11 protein-coding genes are annotated in these 12,687 nt (G+C 42.8%); 7 read left to right on the forward strand and 4 right to left on the reverse strand.

Going from position 1 to position 12,687, the window contains the following annotated elements:
- The first annotated feature begins 18 nt into the window (after positions 1 to 18).
- From DW981_RS11175 to DW981_RS11185, 3 genes are all read left to right on the forward strand, one after another.
- Complete coding sequence (locus DW981_RS11175; RefSeq protein ID WP_118507775.1) at positions 19 to 2,352, forward strand: transglutaminase-like domain-containing protein; 2,334 nt, start codon at positions 19 to 21, stop codon at positions 2,350 to 2,352.
- Between the two features lie 69 nt (positions 2,353 to 2,421).
- Positions 2,422 to 3,816, forward strand: a complete 1,395-nt coding sequence (locus tag DW981_RS11180; RefSeq protein WP_118507776.1) for a sodium-dependent transporter — start codon at positions 2,422 to 2,424, stop codon at positions 3,814 to 3,816.
- A gap of 116 nt (positions 3,817 to 3,932) precedes the next feature.
- Positions 3,933 to 5,399, forward strand: coding sequence for a sodium-dependent transporter (locus tag DW981_RS11185; protein WP_118507777.1), 1,467 nt, complete (start codon positions 3,933 to 3,935; stop codon positions 5,397 to 5,399).
- Between the two features lie 247 nt (positions 5,400 to 5,646).
- On the opposite strand, the gene DW981_RS11190 is transcribed toward DW981_RS11185, so the two are convergent.
- The 4 genes from DW981_RS11190 to DW981_RS11200 form a co-directional block, all read right to left on the reverse strand.
- Positions 5,647 to 6,408: an amino acid ABC transporter ATP-binding protein gene (locus tag DW981_RS11190; RefSeq protein ID WP_022025214.1), complete on the reverse strand. Its 762-nt coding sequence runs from the start codon at positions 6,406 to 6,408 to the stop codon at positions 5,647 to 5,649.
- A gap of 18 nt (positions 6,409 to 6,426) precedes the next feature.
- Entirely contained in the window at positions 6,427 to 6,792 is a 366-nt protein-coding gene (locus tag DW981_RS16225) for an ABC transporter permease subunit (RefSeq protein ID WP_347474564.1), read from the reverse strand.
- A 14-nt stretch (positions 6,793 to 6,806) separates the two neighbouring features.
- Positions 6,807 to 8,009 (reverse strand): ABC transporter permease subunit, encoded by a 1,203-nt coding sequence (locus DW981_RS15725; RefSeq protein WP_347474565.1) that lies wholly within the window; start codon positions 8,007 to 8,009, stop codon positions 6,807 to 6,809.
- A gap of 128 nt (positions 8,010 to 8,137) precedes the next feature.
- Complete coding sequence (locus DW981_RS11200; protein ID WP_118507778.1) at positions 8,138 to 8,875, reverse strand: AraC family transcriptional regulator; 738 nt, start codon at positions 8,873 to 8,875, stop codon at positions 8,138 to 8,140.
- Positions 8,876 to 9,073: 198 nt separating this feature from the next.
- Here DW981_RS11200 and DW981_RS11205 point away from each other — a divergent pair, with 198 nt between their 5' ends.
- The 4 genes from DW981_RS11205 (at position 9,074) to rpsI (ending at position 12,410) form a co-directional block, all read left to right on the forward strand.
- Positions 9,074 to 11,155, forward strand: coding sequence for a beta-L-arabinofuranosidase domain-containing protein (locus tag DW981_RS11205; RefSeq protein ID WP_243034733.1), 2,082 nt, complete (start codon positions 9,074 to 9,076; stop codon positions 11,153 to 11,155).
- Positions 11,156 to 11,224: 69 nt separating this feature from the next.
- Positions 11,225 to 11,359: a hypothetical protein gene (locus DW981_RS15955; RefSeq protein ID WP_279220195.1), complete on the forward strand. Its 135-nt coding sequence runs from the start codon at positions 11,225 to 11,227 to the stop codon at positions 11,357 to 11,359.
- A 197-nt stretch (positions 11,360 to 11,556) separates the two neighbouring features.
- On the forward strand, positions 11,557 to 12,000 hold the full coding sequence (gene rplM, locus DW981_RS11210; protein WP_022024066.1) for a 50S ribosomal protein L13: 444 nt from the start codon (positions 11,557 to 11,559) through the stop codon (positions 11,998 to 12,000).
- Positions 12,001 to 12,017: 17 nt separating this feature from the next.
- The gene (gene rpsI, locus DW981_RS11215; RefSeq protein ID WP_022024067.1) at positions 12,018 to 12,410 is read left to right on the forward strand and encodes a 30S ribosomal protein S9; all 393 of its coding nucleotides are present in this window, start codon (positions 12,018 to 12,020) and stop codon (positions 12,408 to 12,410) included.
- Positions 12,411 to 12,687 lie beyond the last annotated feature (277 nt).

Here is a 12,687-nt window from a genome sequence, read left to right on the forward strand (position 1 = left end):
GCGGGGAGGTGATCTCTCATGGGTAATGGACGGCAGACGATTCTGGATCGATTACGAAAAACATTTCGGATTGACTATGATGATGACTGCTTGGACAAGTGGGAAGGCATTGAGTTAGTTACGAAATCATTAGATCAACAGACGGAATCACGTATAGGTATGCTGCTTGTCAATGCGCTGCTGGTATTTTGTATTACAGCGGGTGGAATGGGAATCGTGTTGTCAGCGATCGACAGCGATTATCAGACTTGGATCGTAGAACTTGTGACCCTTGTGGCATCACTTTATGTGGCATTTTTGTATTACCGTAAATGGTGGGAAAATGTCGGATATATATTATTATTGGTCGTTGTATTCGCCGTTGGTTTTGGGATGCAAAGCTATGTGAGCAGCGGATTCTATAGTGTCATGAATGACCTGATGGAAAGCGTTTCAGAGTATTTTCAGTCTAATGCGACACGTAGTTACGGCGAAAAGATCGCCGATGCCAATTTGGCAGTGACTATAGCAATGAGTTATATTGCTGTGGCAGCAAGTGTTGTGGTAAATATATTCGTTTCCCGTAAAATGAGATACCGTTTCCTGATGCTGGTTGTTTTTGGCTTTCTGTTCCTGCCATTGTATGTGCATTTGGAACCGGATATGTTTTATGTTGTGCAATTTTTTGTGGGTGTTGTCGTGACGGCGGCGATTGCTAAAAATGGCGATTATAAGCAGACAGCAGACAATGTCCGATACAAACAGGATGAGGAACGTATCGTTTATCAGTCTGCCTATCGAGTGAAATTGCAGGCGGGGGCGTGTCTGCTCGCAGTTGTTGCGATTGGTGCAGTGCTGTTTTCTTTGCTTGTTCCATCGAAGGATTATCACGACAGACATCCCGATTCCGCATGGAAACAGAGCACAAAAGATGCGATGCAGAATGTCGCAGTGCTCGGAATTGCCGGATTATTTAATTTTTATGATAATACCGGCGGTCTGACCAGTGGTAAGTTAGGCGGCGTCAGTGCAGTGCGACTGGATTATGACACAGATCTTCGGGTCACATTTGTACCGCAAAATGAAAACCGATTTTATTTGCGCCGTTTTATTGGACAGGATTATTTATATGGCATGAATCGCTGGGAATCTGCTAAAGCAATTTATATGCGGACGGAGCAGCGTGCCAAGACTGCGTTTGAGAAAAATATAACCGGCAGTGCACATGGAATCGTCAAAGTTGATAATGTGGCAGCAGATCCGGGATTGTATATGCCGTATTACAGTCTTCAGTCGGATCTGGTAACATCGCCCGGTCGCAGCCAGATATATGATTATTATACGTATTCCGGTTTGGATCGGGATTGTAAACTTCAGACAGAATCGATATCGAATTGGCTTACGGTGCCGGATTCAAGCAAGGCTGTTTTGGATGAGTTTTGCAAGGAAGCGGATTTGACGGGAACTGTTGCTGAGATCGTGCAGAAGCTGGCAGCGTATTATCAGAATAATATACCGTATACGTATCAGCCGGGTATAACGCCTTATGGTCAAGACTTCGTTTCGTATTTTTTGAAAAAGAATTGTAGAGGATACTGTGCGCATTTTGCCAGTGCAGCGACGTTGCTTTTGCGTAACTGTGGTATTCCGGCTCGTTATGTGGAAGGCTATGCGATCGATCCGGAAGATATCGGTGAGAACGGTAAGATCCTTACCGATCAGAAGGTATCTGATTACTATCAGGGTTACCGCGAACTTACAGATACCGGAGTTGTGCAGGTAGATGTCACGGATGCAAATGCACATGCTTGGGTTGAAATTTACGATCAGCACAAAGGCTGGTATGTAGTGGATATTACGCCGGCATCGGATCAGGAAGAGGCGGATGTCAGTCTTTGGAATGCGTTTATGCGTCTTTTTCGTAACCGGAGCAATGGAACTGCGCAGAGTAATACCGGTGGTACCGGTGCGACAGGAACAGCAGATGCAGTAGAGGCGGTAAAAAGAACCGGTAAAGTTTCCCTTGGGGTGCTTGCATTGTTGCTGCTTATTTTTGTGATCGCGCTTGCTGTCCGCCAGATGATTCGCATACTTCGGTGCAGTATTGCATATCACCGTGCGGATACGAATGACAGGCTGATTGCAGATTATCAAAGATATGTCCGTAAAATAGGGCACAAATATCCGGCATTTCAGAAACAAACAAATTATGAAACACAGATTGCATGGCTTCGTAAGCAGCGATTATTAGTGATATCCGGAGAGGAGCGAGATCGTATGCTGCAGATCTTGGAGCAAGCAGGCTTTGGTCATACACAGATCAGCGATGCTGATGCAGAACTGGTGCGTGGGTTGTTGACACGTAGAACGTAAACCTTTAGAATAGAATGATGTGCCCACATAATAGTATAGGGCGAAATGGAACAAGGAAAGGATGAAAAAATGAACAAAAAAAGAGCAAATTTTACCGGCACGATCGGCTTTGTTATGGCTGCTGCAGGAAGTGCTGTGGGGTTAGGAAACATATGGAGGTTTCCTTATTTAGCGGCAAAGGATCATGGAGGTGTGTTTATTTTATGCTACTTGATCTTAGCAGTGACATTTGGTTTTACGTTATTGACAACAGAGATCGCCATTGGGCGTAAAACGGGACGGAGTCCCCTTACTGCTTATGCAGCGATTCAGCCTAAGTGGAAAGGTCTTGGTGTTTTGGCATGTCTTGTACCAATTATCATCTTGCCATATTATTGCGTGATCGGTGGATGGGTTGTAAAATATTTCGCAACCTTTGTCACCGGTGCAGGATCAGCGGCAGCGGGCGACGATTATTTTGCGGGATTTATTCAAGGACAATATCAACCGATCATCTGGATGTTTATTTTCTTTATAATGACAGCGTTCGTTGTGTTTAATGGCGTGAATAAGGGAATTGAAAAATACAGTAAGATCCTGATGCCAATTTTATTATTTTTGATTATCGGCATTGGATTGTATTCGCTGACGATCACACATACAGATGCGAGTGGTGTTACCAGAACCGGTCTGCAGGGATTGAAAGTATATTTAATTCCTAATTTTAAGGGAATGACCGGCAAAGAATTTTTTGTTATTCTGATGGATGCGATGGGACAGCTTTTCTTCTCGATCAGCGTGGCGATGGGAATCATGGTTGCATACGGCTCGTATGTTAAGAAAGACGTCAATTTGATGAAATCGATCAATCAGATCGAAATTTTTGATACTTTGGTAGCGATGCTTGCCGGACTTATGATCGTGCCTGCTGTATTTGTATTTATGGGGACAGAAGGAATGAGCGCCGGACCCGGTCTGATGTTTGATTCTTTGCCAAAGGTATTCCAGGCAATGGGCAAAGCCGGAACGGTTGTCGGAGTGCTGTTCTTCCTGATGGTTATTTTTGCGGCAGTAACTTCTTCGGTATCTGTTATGGAAGCGATCGTTTCCAGTTTGATGGATGCATTTCACTGGACCAGACATAAGAGTACATCTATTGTGGCAACGTATGGAGTCATAGGTGGTGTCATTGTTTGTCTTGGATATAACAAGTTATATTTCGAGCTGCCACTGCCAAATGGATCGACAGGACAGATACTGGATATATTGGATTATATCAGTAACTATTGCTTTATGCCGACGGTGGCGCTGCTCACATGCATTTTGATCGGTTGGGTTGTGAAACCTAAGACGGTCATTGATGAGGTAACTGTTAACGGAGAACGTTTTGGCAGAAAATATCTGTATATTGCGATGATCAAAGGGATTGCACCAATTCTGCTATTTGCATTATTATTACAGTCATTAGGCTTTATTCAGCTGTAGTAGTATTCGCAGATAATGGACCATGGGATGTATTTTTCATTGCAGATACATACTGTGAGAACTCCTTGACATAACAGGTTTGTGAACAATATTAAACGATAGAAATGGAATAAAAAATGAGTAAAAACAGAGAAACTTTTGCATCCCGCCTTGGCTTTATATTAGTATCTGCAGGATGTGCGGTGGGACTGGGAAATGTATGGAAGTTTCCGTACGTATGCGGAAATAATGGAGGAGCAATCTTTATTTTGATCTACTTGGTCTGCTTATTTGCTCTTGGATTTCCAATTTTAGTATGCGAGTTTGCAATCGGTCGCGGCAGTGGTGCGAGCATTGGAACAGCATTGCGTAAATTGAGCGGTGGCAAAGGAAGATGGCATCAGTTTCGTTGGTATGGACTGTGCGGTAATTATCTGCTAATGATGTTTTATACAGTGGTAGCGGGCTGGATGATCTATTATGTTGGCGTTTGTGCCAAGGGGACACTACGTCAGGCGAATGTCAAAGAAATCGAACAGTATTATCAGAGCTTTATGCAGACACCAGGCAAAATGATGTTTTTTATGTTATTAGTAGTTGCCTTGTGTATTGGTGTGTGCGCACTGGGCTTACAGAATGGTATTGAAAATATTACAAAGAAAATGATGTTAGCATTGATCGTATTGATGGCTGTTATGGCAGTCAATTCAGTCATGTTAAAAGGAAGCAGTAAAGGCCTTTCTTTTTATTTGATCCCGAACCTCGAAAATGTGAAGAAACGTGGATTGGGAAATGTCATCTTTGATGCGATGACGCAGGCGTTTTTCACGTTGAGTGTTGGAATGGGTTCGATGGAGATCTTCGGCAGTTATTTGGGCAAAGAACGCAAGCTGACCGGAGAGGCGATCAATGTATTGGTGTTAGATACACTGATCGCATTTGTTGCAGGAATTATTGTGATCCCGGCGTGTATTTCTTTTGGAATCCGCCCGGATGCAGGACTATCACTGCTGTTTATCACACTGCCAAATGTATTTAACCATATGCCAAGTGGAACATTGTGGGGAATGCTTTTCTTTGTATTTATGTCCTTTGCGGCATTATCCACAGTGATCGCAGTGTTTGAAAATATCATCAGCATGAGCATGGATGTGTTTGGCTGGGAGCGTCGGAAAGCGTTAACGGTCAATTTAGTCGGCATTGCAGTATTATCCATGCCAACTGTACTTGGATTTAATGTGTGGTCTGGTGTCCAGTTATTTGGACCGGGATCAACGATCATGGATGTTGAAGATTTTGTGGTATCCAGTAATATTCTTCCACTTGGAAGTCTGTTATTTGTACTGTTTTGTACGAAAAAAAGCGGTTGGGGATTTGAACGATTTTTGGAAGAGACCAATACAGGAGTAGGTATGAATTTTCCAAAATTTCTTCGCAGATATATGCGGTATGTATTGCCGATGATCGTTTTAGTCATTTATTTTAAGGGATATTATGATAAATTTAAGGACAGTTCACCGGTAATCTTTGGTGTATGGATGATGATCGCTATTGCCTTTGCAGTATACATTCTTTATCTGTCACGAGACAAAAAAGTAAAATAGCCATTGTTAGATGGATATCATAGGCGACTTTGTGAGCTTGTGAGTTGGATAACAAGGTTCATTAATGTATGATACTATCAATATAAAGAAAGCCCGACAGGAATGCTTGCGGTACCGCCAAAAACGTTTCGCTTTTTGGTTTGATACACGGTATGATTTCTGCCGGGCTTTTTTTGTTTTAATTGATAGGAAAATGCTCGTTTATATTGTTACGTTGTTACACAATCTGCATTCCTAAATGTTGTCATTATACATGCAATTTCTTGAGGAATGCTTTCGTGCGCTCGTTTTTCGGATTGTCAATGACATCTTCCGGTTTGCCGTTTTCAACGACCAGACCGCCATCCATAAAGATGACACGATCTGAGACCGCTCTGGCAAAGTCAATTTCATGCGTTACAATAACCATTGTCATTTTTTCGGAAGCAAGCTGCTTCAATAATCGGAGAACTTCTGCGGTGATCTCCGGATCGAGAGAAGAGGTTGGCTCATCAAAATACATGATCTTTGGATGTAATGCGAGAGCACGTGCAATCGCAACACGCTGCTGCTGTCCGCCGGACAGTTCGCAGGGATAAGCGTCTGATTTGTCTGACAAACCAACTTTTGTCAACAGGTCATATGCCTCAGAAATCACTTCATCCTTATCGGTCCTTTTCTGAACCTTAAGTGGTGCATGATAGACGTTTTTTAATACTGAAAAATGTGGAAACAGGTTGAAATTCTGAAAGACCAATCCAAAATTGGATTGTGCTTCCAAAATGTCACTGCGTTTTGGATAAATGGCATGATCGCCTTCTGTCGTTACCACGCTTTTCCCGTTGTATGCGATCTCGCCGCTGTCAATCGTTTCCAGAAATGTCGCACAGCGAAGCAGTGTAGATTTACCGGAACCGGACGGGCCAAGGATTGAAACAACTTCGCCGGGAGAGATCTGCAGATCGATATCCTGCAATACGATCTTACCGTCAAAGCTTTTTTTGATATGTTTCATGTCTAATATATTCATAAAGCTTAGTTTCCTTTCTTAATGATAGTAATTCAATTTATTTTCCAGTGTTTCCATGACGTATGCTACTACGAAGTTAAAGACGTAATAAAATACGCCGGCGATAAACAGCGGCAGCAGTGAGGTTTGAGAAGCTGCGATCTGTTTTGCCAAGGTAAACATTTCTGTATATGCCAGTGCAAACGCCAATGAAGTATCTTTGACCAAGGTAATGATTTCGTTCGTGACCGGAGGCAGTACGCGTTTGACCATCTGTGGGAACAGAATGTATCCGAATGTCTGCAGACGATTGTAACCCATGACAGTGGCAGCTTCACGCTGACCGATCGGGATACCTTGGAATCCGGCACGGTAGATCTCAGCAAAATATGCGGCGTAGTTCAAGGAAAATCCGATGATCACAGCAAGAAGCGGTACGAATACGGTGTATGTATGTGGAACGCATAGTACGGTGCAAAGAATACAACCAATAGCTGCAGCATCAATGGGGTACCACGCATGATCGAAATGTAGATCTTTGCAATATACTGCAGCAGCTTCCAGTGTGACATACGGATCAGACAAACAAGCAGTCCCAATGGAATTGAGAACAAAATTGTCAGGAAAAAGATCAATAATGTCGAGATCATACCTTTGCGCAGCTGTTTTGCAATCTGTGCAGCGGATAATTTCTTGACTTTATTTTTAGAGCCCTTGGTTTGTGACTGTTTGTCCGGAGCCGGAGTCACCTTTGTTAATTTGCTGGTATCAATGGTTGGCACTGCACCGCCATCGATGTATGTTTTGTCGTCAAAGCTGAGGCAGAGACTTTTGCTCAAGCCCCATTCTTTGGCTATATTTTCTAATGTGCCATCGTATAACATTTCTAATAATGTCGTCTGTACTTTATCGCGAAGTGTGGTGTTTCCTTTCTTAAAACCGATGGCATACTGTTCTGCAGAAAGCGAATCATCGAGAATGCGGAATTCATCGGATTTGGCAGACATTTGATAGACGGCAACACCATAGTCCATCGCAATGGCGTCAACCATGCCACTTTCCAAATTCATAAATGCAGAGTTGTAGTCGCCGACCTGCTGCAGCTCTTTGAGAGAATCTGCAATCTGGCGGTTAGCTTGTGTAGCATCGTCTCCCGTCAAAGCAGCAAGTGCAGAAGAATCGCTTTGTACGACCAAAACCTTTCCCTTGAGATCGGCAGGCTTTTTAATAGAAGAGTCCTTGCGGACAATGATTACCTGATAGTTGTTTAGATAAGGAGTTGACCAAGTGTAGCTTTTCTCTCGTCCATTCATCGTAAAACCATTCCAAATACAAGAAATCGCACCTGAAGTTAATTCAGAATCTTTGGAATCCCATGAAATAGGGCGCTTGATCAGCTTCCAATCATTTCGTTTGCAGACTTCCTCTGCCAAACTCAGATCAAAACCGATGTAGTCTCCGCTTTCGTCCAAGTAACCATATGGTGGGAACTCGGCATCAAATCCAACGATAAATTCTGTTTGTTCTTTTGCATAGGCCTTGTTTGTGCTGCAATAGAGAGAGCACACCAGCAACAAAAGAAAACAACCTGTTGCAATAGCAAGTTTTTTCATTTTGTTCATATATTCCTCTTTTCCGTGCACGTATTTAGTGCTGTTGAGATAATACTTTGGTTTGCCTGTTGGCAGCGCTTTCGTGCACACAAGCGCAGTACATTCCTATTTTACCACAAATTGCAATACGGTAGGGATTATTTTTGAGAAAAAGTTTGCCGGAGTTTTGTGGGTGTCATATGGTACGCTGTCCGTATAGCTCGAGAAAAGTTATGGGCGTCGCGAAAGCCGCAGGCGGCAGCTATTTCGTGAATGGGAAGATCGGTATTTAGCAAAAGAGCTTTTCCTTTTTCCATGGTTTGCTCCATTAGATAATGCTTCAGATGAATGCCATTTTCTTTATAAAACAGGGTCGAAAAATATTTTTCATGATATCCAAAATAGTCTGCCAAAGTACGAACCATATGTGGTGTATTTTGGCGATATTTTAGATATTCGTCAATACGCTCGCGCAAAGGACGATGCGGTGGTGTGGTAATGGTATTGTTTTCGTAACCGAGTTCTTCTAACAGAGCTTGGAGTAGATAGGTTGTTGCAGAGGAATGTTGATGTTGTTCCAGTTGCAGCATCGTGTTTAGCATGGCAAGAATTAATTCCGTATTAGTGACGGTTCCGGTAAGTGGGCAGGGAATAGGATCAGAAGTTTCGAAATGCAGCCAGTGAAAACCACAGGAAGACGGCTTGGTACCGTGCTGTAAAGTGGTGGGCGGCATAATCAGATATTCTCCCTTGCGAACGGTGTGTGTTTGGGAGTGATCGGCAATATACAGTGTTCCATGATCTACGATCATTAATTCATATTCGCCCAGTTCTCTTGCAGGGTGTGTCCAGTCTGGTGCGTCCGATTGAAATTTTCCTAACCATAAAAATCGCATAGCAATTCCTTCCTATTGTTTTAGTGCATGTTCAACAAAATCCTTGATCTTACTCCTTATTAAAATAGTACAACATGATGCGTTAAATAAGCAAGTTGAAATCTTACTTTTTGATACTTTTATGAACATCGTGAGATTGTGTTATACAGGCAGTTGTTTTATGATGTTAGTAGATTTCTGATGCGAGGAGGATTGCATATGTATTGTGAAGAAAAGATACAATTAAAAGATGCTTTTTGGGGCGAGAAAGTACGCTTGATCCGGGAAAAAGTGCTGCCATATCAATGGGAGGCACTGAATGACCGGATTGAGGGAGCAGATAAAAGTTATTGCATTCGCAATTTTCGTACTGCGGCACGTGTGAATGCACTACGTAGACAGGGAGTGACGCTGCCCGAACAGCCGACCGATGATTTTGTGAGTTTGCCGAGAGGAAATGCTCTGCTCCCGGAACATAAAAAAGGGGATAATGCGTTTTATGGATATGTTTTTCAGGACAGTGATCTGTATAAGTGGATCGAGGCAGCAGCGTATAGTCTGATGATGAAGGCAGATGACTCGCTAGAGCATACCATAGACGAGATGGTGGACCTTTTGGAAGAGGCAACGCTTAATGATGGATATTTGGATACCTTTTACAGTATTAAAAATCCGAAGAAACGCTTTAGCAATTTAAGGGATCATCACGAACTCTATTGTTTTGGACATTTGGCAGAAGCGGCAGTGGCTTATTATGAGGCGACTGGCAAAAAGCAATTGCTGCATTTGGCGGAGCGGTTTGCAGATTTGATCTGCGAATTATTTGGTAAAGAGGAAGGAAAGTGCCATGGTTATCCGGGGCATGAACTGGCGGAAATGGCGTTAGTGCGTCTGTACCGTCATACCGGCAAAACTTCTTATTTAGAGTTAGCAAGATATTTTGTGCTGGAGCGTGGCAGGGAGCCAAATTATTTTCGAAAAGAGCATGGCGAAAAAGATTCCGATATGCGTTATTATCAGGCGCAGCAGCCGGTGCAAGAGCAAATGGAAGCGGTGGGGCATGCTGTGCGTGCAATGTATTTGTATTCCGGGCTTACAGATCTTGCGGTAGAATATGACGATGGTGAGCTTGCAAAAGTGGCGAAACGTCTTTGGAAAAATGTAACGCGCAAAAAAATGTATATCACCGGTGGCGTTGGGGCGACCAGTCATGGAGAAGCTTTTTCTTATGCTTATGATCTTCCGGCGGATAGTGCGTATGCGGAGACTTGTGCGGCAATTGGTTTGGTGTTTTGGGCTAAGAGAATGCTTCAATTGCAGCCAAAGGGAGAGTATGCGGATGTTATGGAACGTGCGTTGTACAATAGCGTGCTAAGTGGGATTTCGTTAGATGGCACTGAGTTCTTTTATACGAATCCGCTCGAGGTGGATCCGAAAGCGTGTAAAGAAGATGAGCGGCTTTGGCATGTAAGGAGCCGGCGTGCAAAATGGTTTGGCTGTGCCTGTTGCCCGCCGAATTTAGCGAGATTGATCGGTTCTATTACAAGATATATTGCCCATCATGCAGAGAATACGACTTGGATCGACCTTTATATGGGAAGTGTTTTGCGGACAAAATGGCAGGGAAAGACCGTGGAGATTGAGACGACCAGTCATTTGCCATATACTTCAGACATAGCTGTTCGGTTGAATAATCCGAGTGAGGCAGAGGGAACGTTGGCGATTCGTATTCCTGGTTGGGCAGAACAATGGAGCGTAGAAGTGGAGGACGAAGACGGAACTGTTTGGCCGGTGGATCTTGCAAACGTACAGAGCGAGACTTTGAACAGTTGTGGTGACGGGCAGCAGAAAGCCGGGATGAGCTATGAGTACCGAGAGGGGTATTTGTACCTTGCTATATATGGACAAAAGAAGGTAATAATACGTCCGCATTTTGCAATGAAACCAGTCTTTTATGAGGCTAATTCGCTGGTTCGTGAAAATAGCCGGCAAATGTCGTTAGTGTGTGGCCCGTTGGTATATTGTTTGGAAGAAGTTGACAATGGGGCGCAGCTGCATATGTTATACGCATCTCCAGAGGCAGTGGAACAGGCCGAAACTTACACACTACCATTTTTGGGGAGAGAGGCTGTTGGTTATCAGTTTGCTGGTTTTCGCAAAAAGGCCAATACCGACAGCGACCCATTGTATTATAAGGCAGAGAGAGAAGAATATCAGCCGGTCACTTTGAAATGGATCCCATATTTTGCGTGGGCCAATCGTGAAGAAGGAGAGATGAGAGTATGGATTTACAAAAAATAATGAAACCGGTATAGGAAACGAGAGAAATTTACCGGGAGGCGTGCTTTTTCATGGAAGGCGTGCTTTTTCATGGAAGGCATGTCTACAAAATTATTATATGAACCGATCAAGGATACCGTTCGGGTGCAAAGTTATGATGGGAAAACAGTGTACGAAGAAGGGAAAGATTTTTTGGTAAAAGGGAATCAGATTATATTAGCATAGCATAATAAGTGAATATAATTGCTTGACTTTAAAGGTTACTCGTAATATAATAGGTCAGTGTGGCGTGTGTCAGGAACACCAAAGCCCCGGTGACCGACATAATAAGCGCTTCGACAGATAACAAAGCGGTTCGGACATTCCGCATTTGTTACAGACGAAAAAGAGTATAGTTGAGAATTTAGTTAGGAGGTACTGGGATGAAAAGTTTTATGGCAAACCCATCCACGGTTGAGAGAAAATGGTATGTAGTTGACGCTACAGGACATACATTAGGACGCCTCGCATCAGAGGTTGCAAATGTATTAAGAGGTAAAAATAAGCCGATTTATACACCGCATATCGACACAGGTGATTATGTGATCATTGTTAATGCGGACAAGATTAAAGTAACAGGTAAGAAGTTAGAGCAGAAGATTTATTATCATCATTCAGATTATGTTGGTGGAATGAAAGAGACTACTCTGAAAGAGATGTTAGCTAAGAAGCCTGAGTATGTTATTACACATGCTGTAAAGGGAATGCTTCCAAAGGGAACATTAGGACGTCAGATGCTTAAGAAGCTTCATGTATATGCTGGTCCAGAGCATGAGCAGACAGCACAGAAGCCGGAAGTATTAGAAATCGTAGAGAGAGCTAACTAAGAGAGGAGGAAATCATCGTGGCAAACACAAAGTTTTATGGAACAGGAAGAAGAAAAAGCAGTATTGCTAGAGTATATTTAGTACCTGGAACAGGTAAGATCACTGTAAACAAAAGAGATATGGATGAGTACTTCGGCCTTGATACATTGAAGATCATCGCTCGTCAGCCACTTGAGGCAACAAACACTGCCGATAAGTATGATGTAAAAGTTACCGTTCGTGGTGGTGGATTTACAGGACAGGCAGGCGCTATCCGTCATGGTATCGCAAGAGCACTTTTGACAGTAGACGCTGACTTCCGTCCGGTACTTAAGAAAGCTGGTTACTTAACTCGTGACCCTCGTATGAAAGAGCGTAAGAAATACGGTCTTAAGAAAGCTCGTAGAGCTCCACAGTTTAGCAAGCGTTAATCAAAAAGAGACGTACTTGCGTACAAAGTTGTATATATCAAATGCCGAGAACAATAATGTTCTCGGTATTTTTCTATCTTTTCTGTCTTGAGAATCTATGATCAATGGAGAGTCTGAAGTTTCCTTGAAAAATGAAATTGAATTGAAATTCTGAAATTTTCTGAAAAATGAAATTGAATTGAAATTCTGAGATTTTCCTGAAAAATGAAATTGAATTGAAATTCTGAGATTTTCCTGAAAAATGAAATTGAATTGAAATTCTGAGATTTTTCTGAAA

The organism is Clostridium sp. AM49-4BH (assembly GCF_003478335.1).
Lineage (GTDB): Bacteria > Bacillota > Clostridia > Lachnospirales > Lachnospiraceae > Butyribacter.